Source organism: Nucisporomicrobium flavum, from assembly GCF_016464385.1.
In the GTDB taxonomy this organism is placed as follows: domain Bacteria; phylum Actinomycetota; class Actinomycetes; order Mycobacteriales; family Micromonosporaceae; genus Actinoplanes; species Actinoplanes flavus_A.
The window spans coordinates 700978-715656 of record NZ_JADMLH010000001.1 but is presented as its reverse complement, the minus strand read 5'-3'; the positions used below and the strand labels follow the sequence as shown (position 1 = coordinate 715656).

At 71.6% G+C, this 14679-nt stretch carries 16 protein-coding genes; 6 read left to right on the top strand and 10 right to left on the bottom strand.

Features of this window, described 5'->3' with window-relative positions; translation table 11 throughout:
* The first annotated feature begins 86 nt into the window (after nucleotides 1–86).
* A complete protein-coding gene (locus IT780_RS03370; protein ID WP_199509863.1) occupies nucleotides 87–383 on the top strand; it encodes a helix-turn-helix transcriptional regulator in 297 nt (98 codons plus the stop codon).
* A 48-nt stretch (nucleotides 384–431) separates the two neighbouring features.
* Here IT780_RS03370 and IT780_RS03365 read toward each other — a convergent pair whose 3' ends face one another.
* The gene (locus tag IT780_RS03365) at nucleotides 432–1301 is read right to left on the bottom strand and encodes a universal stress protein (protein WP_199509862.1); all 870 of its coding nucleotides are present in this window, start codon (nucleotides 1299–1301) and stop codon (nucleotides 432–434) included.
* 102 nt (nucleotides 1302–1403) lie between these two features.
* Nucleotides 1404–4610, bottom strand: a complete 3207-nt coding sequence (locus IT780_RS03360; protein WP_199509861.1) for a TIM-barrel domain-containing protein — start codon at nucleotides 4608–4610, stop codon at nucleotides 1404–1406.
* 256 nt (nucleotides 4611–4866) lie between these two features.
* Between IT780_RS03360 and IT780_RS03355 the strand changes: the two genes are divergently transcribed.
* Genes IT780_RS03355 through IT780_RS03345 form a run of 3 tightly spaced genes read left to right on the top strand, consistent with a single transcriptional unit; the run spans nucleotide 4867 to nucleotide 6965 of the window.
* Nucleotides 4867–5478: a hypothetical protein gene (locus IT780_RS03355; protein WP_199509860.1), complete on the top strand. Its 612-nt coding sequence runs from the start codon at nucleotides 4867–4869 to the stop codon at nucleotides 5476–5478.
* Between the two features lie 36 nt (nucleotides 5479–5514).
* Nucleotides 5515–5976: a peptidoglycan-binding domain-containing protein gene (locus IT780_RS03350; RefSeq protein ID WP_199509859.1), complete on the top strand. Its 462-nt coding sequence runs from the start codon at nucleotides 5515–5517 to the stop codon at nucleotides 5974–5976.
* A gap of 8 nt (nucleotides 5977–5984) precedes the next feature.
* The gene (locus IT780_RS03345; protein WP_199509858.1) at nucleotides 5985–6965 is read left to right on the top strand and encodes an MSCRAMM family protein; all 981 of its coding nucleotides are present in this window, start codon (nucleotides 5985–5987) and stop codon (nucleotides 6963–6965) included.
* On the opposite strand, the gene IT780_RS03340 is transcribed toward IT780_RS03345, so the two are convergent.
* From IT780_RS03340 to IT780_RS03325, 4 genes are all read right to left on the bottom strand, one after another.
* On the bottom strand, nucleotides 6962–7495 hold the full coding sequence (locus tag IT780_RS03340; RefSeq protein ID WP_199509857.1) for an isochorismatase family protein: 534 nt from the start codon (nucleotides 7493–7495) through the stop codon (nucleotides 6962–6964). The two genes, IT780_RS03345 and IT780_RS03340, sit on opposite strands and share 4 nt — an antisense overlap.
* Before the next feature lie 23 nt (nucleotides 7496–7518).
* Nucleotides 7519–8115, bottom strand: coding sequence for a Pycsar system effector family protein (locus IT780_RS03335; protein ID WP_199509856.1), 597 nt, complete (start codon nucleotides 8113–8115; stop codon nucleotides 7519–7521).
* 67 nt (nucleotides 8116–8182) lie between these two features.
* Nucleotides 8183–8785, bottom strand: a complete 603-nt coding sequence (locus tag IT780_RS03330) for a hypothetical protein (protein WP_199509855.1) — start codon at nucleotides 8783–8785, stop codon at nucleotides 8183–8185.
* A 269-nt stretch (nucleotides 8786–9054) separates the two neighbouring features.
* Complete coding sequence (locus tag IT780_RS03325; protein ID WP_199509854.1) at nucleotides 9055–9717, bottom strand: hypothetical protein; 663 nt, start codon at nucleotides 9715–9717, stop codon at nucleotides 9055–9057.
* 135 nt (nucleotides 9718–9852) lie between these two features.
* Between IT780_RS03325 and IT780_RS03320 the strand changes: the two genes are divergently transcribed.
* Together IT780_RS03320 and IT780_RS03315 are read left to right on the top strand one after the other, a co-directional pair.
* The gene (locus IT780_RS03320; RefSeq protein ID WP_199509853.1) at nucleotides 9853–10269 is read left to right on the top strand and encodes a hypothetical protein; all 417 of its coding nucleotides are present in this window, start codon (nucleotides 9853–9855) and stop codon (nucleotides 10267–10269) included.
* A 41-nt stretch (nucleotides 10270–10310) separates the two neighbouring features.
* Nucleotides 10311–10568: a ligand-gated ion channel gene (locus tag IT780_RS03315; protein ID WP_199509852.1), complete on the top strand. Its 258-nt coding sequence runs from the start codon at nucleotides 10311–10313 to the stop codon at nucleotides 10566–10568.
* 81 nt (nucleotides 10569–10649) lie between these two features.
* Here IT780_RS03315 and IT780_RS03310 read toward each other — a convergent pair whose 3' ends face one another.
* From IT780_RS03310 to pflB, 4 genes are read right to left on the bottom strand one after another with little or no spacing between them, the layout of a single operon-like run.
* Nucleotides 10650–11114 (bottom strand): SRPBCC family protein, encoded by a 465-nt coding sequence (locus IT780_RS03310; protein WP_199509851.1) that lies wholly within the window; start codon nucleotides 11112–11114, stop codon nucleotides 10650–10652.
* A gap of 35 nt (nucleotides 11115–11149) precedes the next feature.
* Complete coding sequence (locus IT780_RS03305; protein ID WP_199509850.1) at nucleotides 11150–11572, bottom strand: nuclear transport factor 2 family protein; 423 nt, start codon at nucleotides 11570–11572, stop codon at nucleotides 11150–11152.
* A gap of 23 nt (nucleotides 11573–11595) precedes the next feature.
* On the bottom strand, nucleotides 11596–12342 hold the full coding sequence (gene pflA / locus IT780_RS03300; RefSeq protein WP_199509849.1) for a pyruvate formate-lyase-activating protein: 747 nt from the start codon (nucleotides 12340–12342) through the stop codon (nucleotides 11596–11598).
* Between the two features lie 2 nt (nucleotides 12343–12344).
* Nucleotides 12345–14582 carry a formate C-acetyltransferase gene (gene pflB / locus IT780_RS03295; protein ID WP_199509848.1) on the bottom strand — a complete coding sequence of 746 codons (2238 nt, stop codon included), beginning with the start codon at nucleotides 14580–14582 and terminating at the stop codon, nucleotides 12345–12347.
* Nucleotides 14583–14679: the final 97 nt, after the last annotated feature.

The following is a 14679-nucleotide window of genomic DNA, read 5'->3' as shown; positions in this document are numbered from 1 at the left end:
TCGATCGGCTGGAGCCTGCACTCCACGCGCGCCGTGCGTCGCCCTGACCGCCCGGCGGTGGCGGGGGACTCGTAGGATCAGAGCCCGTGCCGGACTGGACTTTTCTCACCAACCACGCCCACGTGCTGATCTGCGTGGCCCGCGACCCCGGCCTCCGGCACCGGGACCTGGCCGCCCAGGTCGGCATCACGGAGCGGGCGGCGCAGCGCATCGTCGCCGACCTCGTCGAGGCGGGCTATCTGACCAGCACCCGCGACGGCCGGCGCAACCGCTACCAGCTGCACCGTGAGCTGCCGCTGCGGCACCCCCTGGAGCGCGAGCACCAGATCGGCGAGATCCTGGCCGTGCTGGAGGGCAAGTCCCCGCCGCCGCCGGCGGCGTAGACAGCGCGACGCCGGGCCCGCACCGCGGGCCCGGCGTCGCTGCCGGGCTCAGCTTCCGGCAACCTCGCGGACGATGGCCACCGTGCAGGCCGAGTGCCGCAGCAGGTGCTGGCTCACCGAGCCGAGCAGCATCCCGCGGAACGCGCCGCGTCCCCGGGTGCCGACCACCAGCAGCCGCGCGGTGGTGCTCGCGGCCGCCAGGGCGTGGGCCGGGTGGTCCACGACGGCCTCCGCGGTGATCGTCACCTGCGGGTACTTCTGCTGCCACGCCGCCACGAGCTCGTCGAAGGGGCGGCGCTCCTGGTCGGTGACCTCCCGGGTGACCAGCGGGCTGTCCTCCCAGATGCCGGAGACCGGACGCCACGCGTGGATGATGCGTACCGGCGCGCCGCGCTCGGCCGCCTGCTCGAGGGCGAAGGCCAGGGCGAGCTGCGCGCAGGGCGAGTCGTCGACGCCGACCACCACGGGACCGGCGTGCCCGTTGTCGCCCCGGACCACGATGACCGGGCAGTGGGCGTGGGCGCTGACCGCGACGCTGACCGAGCCGAGCATGCCGGTCACCGCGCTGTGGCCCTGGCTGCCGAGCACGATGAGGCTGGCCTCGGCGGAGCGGTCGATGAGCGTCAGGGCGGCGCTGGCGTTCACGATGGACACCTCGGTGCGCACCTGCGGGTGGGTCTGCCGGGCCTCGGTCACGGCCTCCTGCAGCGCGCCCTTGATGGCGCGGTCGGTCTCGCCGTCCGGCCAGACCGCGGGGGAGGGCACGGTGGACGCCGCCGGCGCCCAGGTCGGCCACTCGTACGCGTAGAAGAACTCCACCAGCGCGCCGGTGCGGGCCGCCTCGTCCAGAGCCCACGCCGCAGCGGCACGGGCCTCCGGGGAACGGTCGTAACCGACGATGATTTTCTTGGCGGTCATGGGACTCTCCCTTCTCCTCCCATCCTCACGCGCTTCGATGCGGAGGCGGCAGGGCGGCAGGTCCCGGACCGGTGGGCCGTGCGGCCCACCGGTCCGTACCGCTCATCGGACGCTGACGGTCACCGCCCGGTGGACCGGCTGCGTGCCGGCGTGCACCGTGAGGGTGCGGGTCTGCGCCGTGTACGACCACGCCGTACGGGGCAGGGTCCGCCCGTCGACCCGTACGGTCTGCGGAGCGTCGGCCCCGGTGAAGCGGACCGTCCAGTCCCGCTTGCCCACCTGACCGGGGTAGCCGCCGCGGACCGGGCTGATCAGCAGCGTCTTCGACCGGTTCCCCTCCTCGTACGCGAAACGCGTCGTGGCGCTGCGGGCGTGGTTCGTGCCGTCGTCCTCGTACAGGTTGCCGCGCCCGTCGTCGCCGGTCGCGACCGTGACGGTGGCCGCGTCCAGCGGCTTGCCCTCGTCGGTGGCGACGTCGTTCGTCCGGGTCACCACGACCCCGCCGGAGCGGACGAACACCGGCATGGTGTCCAGCGTCGTGGTGATGTCGTGGCTGGTGCCGCCCTGGTACGTGACGCCGGTGAACCAGTCGGTCCACGTGCTGCCCGGCGGGAACCACACCCGGGTGGTCGCGCTGGACCCCGGGTCGGTCGCCGGCGCCACCAGCATGTCCGGGCCGTACAGGTACTCGGCGCCGGCGGTGGCGTACGCCTCCTGCTCGCCCGGGTACGCCAGGTACAGCGGCCGCGCCATCGGCAGCCCGTCCCGGTTGGCCTGGGCGGCGGCGGTGTACGTGTACGGCATCAGCCGCTCCCGCAACCGCAGGAACTCGGCGGCGGAGGCGTTGGCGGCCGGCCCGTACTGCCACGGCAGCCGGTCGCTGTGGTTGGAGTGCAGCCGGTCGATGGGCTGGAACGTGCCCAGCTGCACCCAGCGGGCGTACAGGTCGTCGGGCAGCTTGGTGCTGCCCGGCTCGGCGCCCGGCTCCTGCAGGCCGCGGGTGTGCCCGCCGATGTCGTGGCTGATGGCGGCCAGCCCGGTCGCGGCGGACTCGCCCGGCGCGTAGCCGACCTCGTAGCGCAGCGTCTCCCAGTTGGACACCGTGTCACCGGTGAAGTGCAGGGTGGTCCGCTTGTCGGCCCACGGCCCGGTGGCCACGGACGTCGGGTTGGCGTAGCCGCCGGCCTGCAGCGAACCGTACGCCCGGGAGAAGGCGAAACCGTTCTCGGCCGCGTAGTTCAGGTTGATCCACGCGTCCGGCGTCACGCCGGCCAGGGTGGACTTGGAGTCCTCGCAGCACCAGTCCAGCCACCAGAAGTCGATGCCCAGGTCCTGCAGGTCCTTGTGCAGGCCGAAGTACGCGGCCAGCTGGTCCGGGTCGCCCCAGTCGAACGTGTAGCAGTCGGCGCCGCTGTTGCAGCCGGTGCGCTGCAGCTTGCCCTTGGCGGTCTCCTGCGCCGCGGCGAACTTCGGGTCGTTGCCGAGGATGCTCGGGTGCACGTTCCAGGTGGTTCGCAGGCCCTCCTTGTGGAGCCAGCCGAGGAACGCCTTCGGGTCCGGGAAGCGGGTGGGATCGATCTCCCAGCCGTTCCACTTGTTGGCGGCCTTGAAGTCGGTGTCCACGACCAACACGTCCAGCGGCACGTTCTCGCTGCGGAACCGCTCGACGATGCCCTGGAAGTCGGCCGCGGTCCGGTCGTAGTACTCGGAGTACCAGACGCCGTACGTCCACCGGGGCAGCAGCGCCGTCGGTCCGGTCAGCACGGCGAGTTCCCGCAGCGCGCGGGCGTAGTCCTGGCCGTACGCGAAGACGTAGCCGTCCTGGTAGCCGCCGGTGTGGGCCGGCTTCGGGGTGACCTTGCGGGTCGCCGGGTCGAATAGGGCGGACGCGGTGTCGTCCAGCAGCGACCAGCCGTCGGTGTAGAGCAGGCCGGGCGCGGTGAGGGCGCCACCGTCCACGTTGTCCAGCGAGCGGCGGTAGCCGCCCAGGGGGGCGTGCGGCGCGAGCAGCGGGGCGTCCGCGGTGGTCAGCGCGACCGTGTCGACGTTGACGTTGCAGCTGTCGTCGGTGGGGCAGCCCAGCGTGACGGTGTTGGTCCCGGCCGCGAGCGTGACGGGGGTGCTGACCGTACGCCAGAAGTCCCAGCCGCTGGTGGTCGGCAGCTCCACCGTGCTCGCCGCCCCGGACCCGGCCTGCACGGACATCGTGCGGGTACGGGCCGGCTGCGCGCCCGGACGCGAGTTCGCGTAGCGCAGCTGCAGCTTGTACTGGCCCGCCGCCGGCACGCCGGTGACGGTCAGCGCGTCGCTCGCGCCCGTACGCTCGAGCCCGGCGACGAAGCCCTCGCCGGAGTAGCCGTTGTGGTCGCGGGCGAGGCGCGCGCCGCCGGACAGCGCGCCGCCGTCGGCCTCGCAGACCGTGCCGAACGCGCACTCCCGGGGTGCCGGCGGAACCGGCTGCGGGTACGCGTCACCCGGCCGGACCAGCGCGAAGCTGTCGATGTTGACGTGACCGGAGTCGGCCGGGTCGCGCCGCAACGCGAGCTCGTGGCGTCCCGCGGTCAGCGTCACGGCGGTGCCGGCCTGCTTCCACGTGTCCCACGAGCCGGTGCTGGGCAGGGACAGCTGGGCCGCCGACGTGCCGTCGACCGCGACGGTGAGCGTCCGCGTGACGTCCTTGCCGTCGCCGCCCGTGCTGTTGGCGTAGCGCGCGTCGAACTCGTAGGTCCCGGCCGCCGCGACGGTCACCGAGACCGTCAGCGAGTCGTCGGCGCCCTCGAACCCGGCGGCGAAGCCCTGGCCGGTGTACCCACCGTGGTCGGTGGCCACTCCCAGCCCTCGCAGGGCCGCGGTCTCCGCCTCGCACAGGGCGCCGATCGCGCAGTTCGGGGGAGTGTGACCGGCCCACGGGGCGGCCTGCACGGTCTGCCGGCCGGACGTCAGCCGTACCGTGAGATTGTCGTCGGTGAACGACCCGGACCCGACGCGGTACCGCATGGTGACGGCGCCGGTGTCGATGGTCAGCCAGCCGTCGCGGGTGCGGCTCGTGAAGCGGGGCGCGGTGAAGCCGGTGCGGTGCACCGCGTTGAAGGTGCCGGCGTCGACGAAGTGGGAGTCGCCGGCGTACTCGGTGCGGATCAGCGTCGGCGACAGCACCTGGAAGCGGGCCTTGCCGGAGACGACTGTGGAGCGGTCGGCGCCGGGACGGGTGGCCTGCACCGGCGATGACGGGACGAGAAGGGTGGCCGGTCCGGCTAGCAGGACCGCCGCCGCGGCGAGGAACCGCCGGGTGGGGGCGCCATGGCGCATTGTGTTTCCTTCCGTGCGATATCCGTCGATGCATTAACGGATGTGATCACTCTTGTTGCTGGAAGGTTTCTTGACAATGCCCTCAGGGGCAGATTCGCCGAGTATTTCCGGCCTCCTGATCCGGCACGCCGCGGGGGACCTTCGGCTCTACTGACCATCGTCGCCGCCGCTCGACCCTGTGCCGATACGGCCGAACACGGGAGGTGGCGTCATGGTTACCTGTCCGCACCGCAGCGGGCGACCGGGAAGTCGGAGAATGCTGCTGGCGGTGGTGGCGATGGCAGCCGCGGTGGCGATGGTGGCCGCCGCCCAGCCGGCCGCCGCCGCGACGCGGACCGTTGTCCCGGCCGCGGCCATGCTGCAGCCGGCGGACCTCGGCGTGCCCGTCACCACGGCCGCGGCCGATCTGCGCCCGTGGCTGCGGCCGCCGCAGCCGTGCGGGCCGTTCCGCAGCAGCGCGCGGCGCACCGCCGACAATGCCGTCCAGGCGCTCTACCCGGTGAGCGAGATCCGGCCGACCGTCCTGCTCGAGTACGTGGCGGTCTACCGGGGCGGCGGCGCGGCGCAGTACCTGCGGGAGCTGCGGCGTGCGGTCACGCGGTGCCACGGCTGCACGGACCCGGCGGGCCGCACCTGGCGGCTGCTCGACACCCGGGTCGCCGGACGGGACTCGCTGCTGATCGGCGTCGCCGAGACCTTCGACTACGGCGACAGCGTCCGCGTCAAGACGACGTACGTCGCGGTCGCGCGGGTCGGGCACGCCGTCGTGGTCCTGGCCGACATCGGCTGGGAGGCGGGCGACGGCCACGAGAACCTCGTCCGCGAGTTCGTGCCGATCGCCGTGGATCGTGCATCAATCCTGCGCTGAGCGCCCTCCACCAACAACGAGCGGAAGGACAAGACCATGGCAGGAACGCTGAGCCCCTGGCCGTTGACGAGGCAGGGCGACAAGGAACATCCCGTACCCACACTGCAGTACCTGCTGCGTGCGCGCGGCCACAGCGTGGTGGTGGACGGCATCTTCGGGCCGAAGACCGACGCCGCGGTCCGGTCGTTCCAGCGCGACGAGGGTCTCGCGGTGGACGGCATCGTCGGCCCGCACACCTGGAGCGCCCTGATCATCCAGGTACGCCGCGGCTCCGAGGGTGACGCCGTCCGCGGCGTCCAGGAGGAGTTCCAGTACCGCAACCTGTCCGGCGATCCGTCGAAAGGGCTCGCGGTCGACGGCATCTTCGGACCGAAGACCGAGCAGGCGGTCCGCGGCTTCCAGAGCGCGCTGCACGCCGACATCCCGTCCATGGCCGTCGACGGCATCGTCGGCCCGATGACGTGGCAGGCCCTCGTCAGCGGCATGCTCTCTTTCTGAGGACGGGCATGAGAAGAAGATTGCCGCTGGTCGCCGCCACTGCCGCTGTCCTGCTCACGAGCCTTTTGCCGGGACCGGCGCCGGCGCTCGCCGCCGAGCCGTCCGAGCCCGGCCTCGTCACCACCGTCGTACGGGACGCCCGGACCGGCGCCCCGGTGCCCGGCGTGACCGTGCACGCCATCGCCGCCGAGGATCGCTTCGCCGACCTGTGGGGCGCCCGGGCCGGCTCCGACGCCGCCGGGGTCGCCACCTTCGACGGGCTCGAACCGGGCCGCTACTCGTTCTTCGTCCAGCCCGGCGACACCGCGTACGGCATGCAGTGGCTCGGCGCGTACGGGGGCACCGGCGACCGGGACGCCGCGCTCGAGGTGACCGCGCCGGCCACCGGGGTGCTCACCCTGCCCGACGTACGGCTCGACGCGGCCGGAACCGTCACCGGCACGCTGACCGAGGCGGCCACCGGAACGCCGGTCGCGGCCCAGGTGTCCGTGGCGTCCATGGACCCGCTGTGGCAGGACACCACCCCGAACGTCTACGGCACGGGCCGCTACACGTTCACGGGGCTGGGGCCGTACGGATGGAAGCTGTTCTTCATGCCCGACGGCACGGCGGGCCCGACCGCCCGCGTGGCCGCGCAATGGTCCGGCGGCGCCACCGACCGCCGCCGCGCCCACCCGATCCGCGTGGTCGCGGGGCAGACCACCACGGCCGATCAGCGGCTGCGCGCGGGCACGGTCGTCTCCGGCAGCGCCGTCGGCGGCACGCCCGGCCAGCCGGTCCTCGGGCCGGTGTACGCGTTCCACGCCGGCACCCACGAGATCATGGCGGTCAGCGACACCCCGGACAGCCTCCGGTACGCCGTACGCCTGCTCCCGGGCCAGCGGGTGAAGCTCTGCCTCGGCCGCACCTGGTGCTATCCGGGCGGCGCCGACCTCGACCACGCGGCGGCCATCCCGATCGGCCGGCGTCCGATGGTCGTCGACTTCTAGGGTTGCGCGGCGGGCTGAAGGCCGGCGAGAACCGCGTCGGTGGTGAGCACCTCTCCGAACCGCGGCAGCACGACGGTGAGGGCGTGATCATGTTCAGCCGTGGTCACGCCGCTCATCGCGTCCGCGGCGAAGACCACGTCGAACCCGTGATCGGCGGCCGCGCGGGCGGTGGACTCGACACCCATGGTGGTGGCCAGCCCGGCGAGGACGACGGTGTCGATGCCCCGGTCGCGGAGCCGGTCGGCCAGGCCGGTCCCGTAGAAGGCGCCGATCGTCCGCTTGACGATGACGACGTCATCGGGCCGGGGCTCCAGCTCGCGAACGAAACCGCTGCCCGGCGGCTGCTCGGCGACATTGGGGCGCTCGACCCGTACCAGCACGACCGTGCCGCCGGCCCGCCGGAACGCGTCCGCCAGCCGGACGGCCCGGGCCACGACGTCGGCGCCGCGATGCGGCCCCATGTCCTGCTCGACGATGCGAGGCATGAGATCCACGACGACGAGGGTGGTCCGTGCGGGGGAAAGCGTCATGCCGGCGATCGTACGAACACCGCTCATCCACCCACGAGCAGGGAGACTCCCGCGGCGATCAGGGACAGCAGGGTGGTCGTGGTCAGGAGCCAGCCGACGTTGATCAGCCGGTGTTTGCGCAGCACCGCCTTCGCGAGGCCGTGGATGTTGTAGGTGAGCACCTTCACCTCCAGGTCGTCGTCCGCGTCCCTGAGAACCTGCTGGACGCCCTGCCATTGCAGCTGGGCGATATGGCCGAAGTACCACATGCTCTCGGGCCGGTAGGTGCTCCGGTCCTGGGGATCGATGGCGAGCTGCGCGAAGTCCTCCCGGATGTGCCGGCGATGCTGGGAGAGCAGCGTTGCGGCGGCCACCGCGATGGACCCGGACAGCGAAGCCACCGCCAGCGTCAGGAAAAGCCAGGTGAACGCGCCCGCGGCATCGAGAGAGATCCGCAATTCCTCGATGCTCCCGGACAGCAGTCCGAAAGCGACCGTGACGAAGGCGCCGTTGACGGTCAGGAGGAGCTGCGCCTTCGTCTCGGCGACCTTGTACCAGTCGATCGCGCGGTCATACATGCGCCGCGCGTACTCCACGTTCGCCGGGCTCGCCGAGATCCGCACTCTCCGTACATCGCTCATAAACTCAAGGTAGGTGCGGCCGTCTACGCCGCGACCGGTGCCTGCCCGGAGCGAGGGACGGGTTGGGTCAGCGCCAATTGTCCGGCGGCACCTCGACCGGGGCTGCCAACTCCTCAGCGGTGAAGGCCTTGGTGATGACGGAAGGGTAGTCGCAGTCATTGCACCGGGTGCCGATAGTGAACCGGTACGGACCGCCTCCGGCCAGTTTCACCGTCACCTCGAACGGCATCGCGCAGTCGTTCCCATCGGCTGACAGGACACCGCGCCCCAGTTTTCCGCTACCCGCCTTCCTGCCCTTGCCGTTCTTGACGATCACGGGTGCGCCTGTCTGCAGACTCATCATGCGCAGGTCGTCGCGAAACCCGACGTAGCCCTCCCCGCCCCCCTGGCATGCGGATCCGCCGTAGATCTCGTCGAACTCCGAGTACATGATCGGCACCGATCCCCGGACCGTCACCGTCGAGGGCCGCGTGCTGCGGGTGACGACCGTCGGTGCGGCCGACAGTGCGGCGGCCGACGGTGCGGCGGCGGACGGGGAAAGGCTCGGTGATGCAGCGGTGCTGGTGACGACAATCGGTTCGGCGCGCCGAGGGGGCATGGCCGGGCGGAGTGACGCGGCCGGCGACGCTGCCGTGCCGGCCTCACTCGCGTCGGCAGTTCTCACCGTCACGACCGCTGCGCCTGCCACGACCACCGCCGCTGCCAGGACACCGACGGCAAGCGAAGGCTTCAGGGCCGATGGGGCGGCGTGGCGTCCGCCGGTCCGGCTCGTCGGTGCACCCGGGTCACGGGGTGGGAGGTTGTTCACTCGGTACCTCACAATTCGTCGCCGTCACGTGCGCTATGGGTATCGGGCCTGCGACGAGCGGCCTGAGGGTCGCCGGCGGTCGACCCGCCCGGCTACGGCGTTCAGGGAAGCCGTCGTATGCGGCGTCGACGTCAGGCCAGCCGGATCATGCCGTCGAAACCGGCGTCGGGATGGAACGTCCAGGAGGCGTTGAACGAGCCCCAGGAGTCCTCCTGCCTGCCGTCCAGCGCTCGGGTCTGGCCGATGTGGGCTTTGACCGCTTCTGTCATCCCGACCGCGTCGAACACGCATTGCAGGTCCGTTTCGGCGAGGCCGTTGTAGTCCTCCTCACCGGTTCCGTCGATGGTGAGGGTGGTGCCGTTGTCGGCGAGCGTGGTGCCCCGGTGCATGCTGTCGCAGGAGCCCTGCGCCGACTGCAGCTGGGCGGCCGCGGCAGCCTGCGGTGCGTCCCCAGCGGCCGGCCCGCTGGTGGCGGACCGCGCGCGGGCCGAGCCGGCACCGCCCAGCCAGCCGGAGCCGAACAACGCCACGGCGGCAACGACCCCGGCGATGATCTGCCACGGGGGCGGTGACGTGCGAGCTGCGCGGCGGCTGCCGGCCATCGGCTCTGCCGATTCGTTCCACCGGGGCACACCATCGCGGTGACCGGTGCCGGCGGCCGCGGGCGGAAGCGCGGGCGACGGCCACGCGGGCGTCTCCGGCTGCCACGCCGGCAAAGGCTGCACCGAGCCCGGAGCCGCAGCGCCGAACGGCGCCGATGGGTGATGGTGCGGGGCGGTCCAGTGATCGGTCACGGCTACTCCGTTGATCGGGAAGGTGACCAGAACATCGGCACTCCGACGCGCTCGCCGAGCATCGGACGGTTGCGGGATCGGTACACCTGGGGATCTGAGCGAGCAAGGATTCACCCTGGTGAGAAGATTGCCGGTATGACCGAGCCGGACCCGGCCGCCACCCTGCGGCGCTTCGCGGAGGAATGTGTCGCCCTCGTCGGACAGCAGTACGGCCGCCGGCTGGACTGGTCGCCGGAGAGCCTCGATGAGCTCGACGAGGTCTGCGAGCTCCTGCTGGCCGACGGCCCGCTCCCCGACGAACGCCTGGACCTGTGGTGGAAGCTCGTCGGCGCCTACGCCGGGGAGGTGCTCATCCGGGCACACGGCGGGTCCTGGACCATGCACGACGCTGCGCAGGGGGCGTACGCCGTATCCGTGCAGGGGATGACCGCGCTGCCGTTCTCGACCGCGCAGCGGGTGCTCTCCCGCGAGCCGTACAAGAGCCTCGGTTCGTTCGTCCGCGCGTTCCCCGCGATCCTGGAACGGGGACGCGGCGCCGGGAAGGAGTCCTGACCGCGCCACCCCTCTGCCGACATGGCGCCGTCGATGGGCGAGTGGCGCGGATCACCTTGAGCGGGAAATTGACGGGGCTGGCGTTGAGCGTGGTTCTCAGCTTGCCGTCGACGATGATGTTCTTCCCGGCGCCGGCGCACGCGGAAGGGCCGGCAAGCGGGACGACGGAGTTCACCGAAGAAGAGAAGCAGCAGGTCACGACCGACGATCCGGCGGTCTCGGTTGCCTTCGGAGCCGACGCGGTAGATACCGACAACTTCACCTTCGCCACGCCGAAGCCGACGAATTCGCCGGCCTGACGCAGTTCGCGGTGGGGAAGCGGCGGGCAAGCTGTGGTGCCTCTGGACTCATGCAGAGGCGCCACGGCGCAGTCCTGACTGTCAGGACGCCTCGACGTGGCGGGCGAGGTTGGCGAGCGAGGACGTCATGCCGGCGGCGTGGTCCTCGGCGGAGATGCCGGCCGGGACGTCGTCGGCCCGGAACTCCACGAGCGTGCCACCCTCTGCCGGCATGACCTCCCACGTCATCGTCATGGTGCCGGCCTGGGCGGGGTCGTCGGAGACGAAGGTGACGGCCTGCACCACCCGTACGCCGGGGACCAGGTCGACGAACCGGGCCTCCACGACGTCCGTGCCGGCGGTGGTCTTGCCCGGTGCGGCCGTGGCGTCCGCATAGGTCAGCACCAGCCGGTAGGACCCGCCCGGCCGCGCGTCGAACCGTTCGAACCGGCCGGTCATGCTGTCGGGCGGCAACCAGGCCGTCAGCGCCGCGGGGTCGACGAGGGCCGCGTAGACGCGGTCGGGCGCAGCCGCGATGAGCCGCGAAGCCGTGTCTGTCCGGGTCATGACCCCATCCTATGAGGGCAGGAACGCGGCGGCCGTCATCTCTCGTCGTCCCAGGCGGCGGCGCTGATGCGCCAGCCGGCGGGCGTCCGGACGAACTGCAGCGTCTTCATCCCTCGCCCGGTGAAGGGGTTCCCGTCCTGCACTCCCGCCTTGGCGTAGCTGCAGAAGTGGTGAGCGATGTCGCCGAACACCTCCGTGCGCCCCGCGACCTCCCACTCCCGGAAATCCGTGAGGGTGCCCCCGGCGAGCAGTTCCTGCCGCGGCGCGATGAAGTCGTCGACCCCGTGGACGACGGGTGGGCCGCCGCAGGTGCGGACGATCACCGCCTCCGGCAGGAAGAGCCGGCGGAGCGCGTCGAGGCGGGCGGTGACGTCCGGGCCGGACGTGAAAGCGGCGAAGAACGTCCGTACGGCGGCCGCAATCGCGGCGCGGTCGTCGGGTCGGTCATCGCTGCGCACGTCGCCACCGTAGCGGAGCGCCGTCAGTAGACGGTGAGCCCGCGCTCGCGGAACTGGGTGCGGACGCGCTCGATCAGGGCCTCGTCCGGCGGCTCGGTGTCGGCGAGCGGGAACGGGACGCCGAGCTGGGCGTACTTGCTCTGGCCGAGCCGGTGGAAGGGCAGCACCTCGACCCGTTCGATGGTCGGCACGCCGGCCGCGATGTCGGCGACCGCGGCCACGTTGGCCGGGTCGTCGGTGAGGCCCGGTACCAGCACGAACCGCAGCCAGATGGGCTTGCCGAGGTCGCCGAGGCGGTGGGCGAAGCGGATGGTGGGTTCGAGCCGGCCGGTCTTGGTCACCGTGCGGTAGGTGCGGGGGTCGCCCGACTTGATGTCGAGCAGCACCAGGTCCGTGACGGCCAGCAGGGCGTCGTCGGCGCGGTCGCCGAGGAAGCCGCTGGTGTCCAGGGCCGTGTGCAGGCCCATCTCCTTGCAGGCGGTGAAGACCTCGCGGACGAAGGCCGGCTGCTGCAGCGGCTCGCCGCCGCTGATGGTGACGCCGCCGCCGGCGACCTTGATGAAGCGTTCGTACCGGCGGATCTCCGTGACCAGGTCGTCCACCGTCGTCGGGGTGCCGCTGCGCCGGTACCAGGTGTCCGGGCTGTGGCAGTACTGGCACCGCAGCGGGCACCCGGCCAGGAAGGCCACGAACCGGGTGCCCGGGCCGTCCACCCCCGTCGAGATGTCGAAGGAGTGGACGGCCGCGGTCACCGGCGGGGCGACGGTCATGGTCACAGTGCACCGTGGAACGTACGGGCGATGACGTCGTGCTGCTGCTCCTTGGTGAGCCGGACGAAGTTCACGGCGTACCCGGAGACCCGGATGGTGAGCTGCGGGTACTTCTCCGGGTGGGCCATCGCGTCCTCCAGGGTCGCCCGGTCCAGCACGTTGACGTTGAGGTGGAAGCCCCCGCCGTCGGTGAAGCCGTCGAGCACGCCGACCAGGTTGCCGATCCGCTCGTCGCGGGTGCGGCCGAGACCCGCGGGGGTCACCGTGGTCGTCATCGAGATGCCGTCGCGGGCGCAGCGGTACGGCAGCTTCGCCACCGACAGCGCCGCGGCGACCAGCCCGTGCTTGTCCCGCCCGTTCATCGGGTTGGCTCCGGGTGCGAAGGGCTCGCCGGCGCGGCGCCCGTCCGGGGTGTTGCCGGTGTGCTTGCCGTACACCACGTTCGAGGTGATGGTCAGCACCGACAGCGACGGCTCGGCGTCGCGGTAGGCGGGCTGCCGGCGGATCTTCGCCATGAACCGCTCGACCAGTTCCACCGCGATCGCGTCGGCCCGGTCGTCGTTGTTGCCGAACGCCGGGAACTCGCCGTCGATCACGTAGTCGACCGCCAGCCCGGTGGTGTCGCGCAGCACCTTGACCTGGGCGTGCTTGATCGCCGAGAGGCTGTCGGCGGCCACCGACAGGCCCGCGATGCCGGTCGCGAGGAAGCGGTGCACCGGGTGGTCGTGCAGCGCCATCTCGAGCCGCTCGTACGCGTACTTGTCGTGCATGTAGTGGATGACGTTCAGCGCCTCGACGTAGGTCTCGGCCAGCCAGTCCAGCATCCGGTCGTACGCGTCGAGCACCTGCTCGTACTCCAGCACGTCCGCGGTGACCGGGGCGTACGCCGGGGCCACCTGCTCGCCGCTGACCTCGTCGCGGCCGCCGTTGATCGCGTACAGCAGGGCCTTGGCGAGGTTGGCGCGGGCGCCGAAGAACTGCATGTCCTTGCCGACCCGCATCGCCGAGACGCAGCAGGCGATCGCCGTGTCGTCGCTGTACGCCGGCCGGATCAGGTCGTCGTTCTCGTACTGGATGGCGCTGGTGTCCATGGAGACCTGCGCGCAGAACCGCTTGAAGCCCTCGGGCAGCCGCGGCGACCACAGCACGGTCAGGTTCGGCTCGGGGGCCGCACCCAGGTTGTACAGGGTCTGCAGGTAGCGGAAGCTCGTCCGGGTCACCAGCGGGCGCCCGTCGGCGCCGACGCCGCCGATCGCCTCGGTCACCCAGGTCGGGTCGCCGGAGAACAGCGAGTCGTATTCGGGGGTACGCAGGAAGCGGATGATCCGCAGCTTCATGACGAAGTCGTCGACGAGTTCCTGCGCCTGCTCCTCGCTCAGCGTGCCCTCGGCCTGGTCGCGCTGCACGTACACGTCGACGAACGACGAGGTGCGGCCCAGCGACATGGCCGCGCCGTTCTGCTCCTTGGTGGCGCCCAGGTACGCGAAGTACAGCCACTGGATGGCCTCGCGGGCGGTGGTCGCCGGCCCGGAGATGTCGTAGCCGTAGCCGGCCGCCATCTCCTTCAGCTCGCCCAGGGCCCGGATCTGCTCGGCCAGCTCCTCGCGGTCGCGGATGACCGCGTCCGAGGACCGCTTGCCGTCCAGGGCGGCCTTCAGCTCCTTGCGCTCGGCGATGAGCCGGTCGACGCCGTACAGGGCGACGCGGCGGTAGTCGCCGATGATGCGGCCGCGGCCGTACGCGTCCGGCAGGCCGGTGATGATGTGCGAGCGCCGGGCCGCCTTGACGTCGGCCGGGTACGCGTCGAACACACCGTCGTTGTGGGTCTTGCGGTACCGGGAGAAGATCGCCTTGACGGTGGGGTCGAGGGTGTAGCCGTACGCCTTCAGCCCGTTCTCCACCATGCGCAGGCCGCCGGTGGGCATGATGGCCCGGCGCAGCGGAGCGCTGGTCTGCAGGCCGACGATCAGCTCGTGGGAGCGGTCGATGAAGCCCGGCTCGTGCGAGGTGATGGTCGACGGGGTGTGCGTGTCGACGTCGTAGACGCCGCGCTTGCGCTCCTCGACGAACATGCGCTGCAGTTCGCGCCAGAGCCGCTCGGTGCGGTGGGTCGGCCCGGCCAGGAACTGCGCGTCACCCTCGTACGGTGTCACGTTGTCGTGGATGAAGCCGGCGACGTCGATCGCGTCGCGCCAACCCGTCCCCGTGAAGCCGCGCCAGGCGTCCGTGCGTGTCTGCATGATTCCTCCTTGTTCTGCTTCCAGCTTCTCCCGGCCGTGATCGTTCCGATCAGGGCCGTAGGTCCCGGACGGCGGGGCCGTCCGGGACCTACGGGTG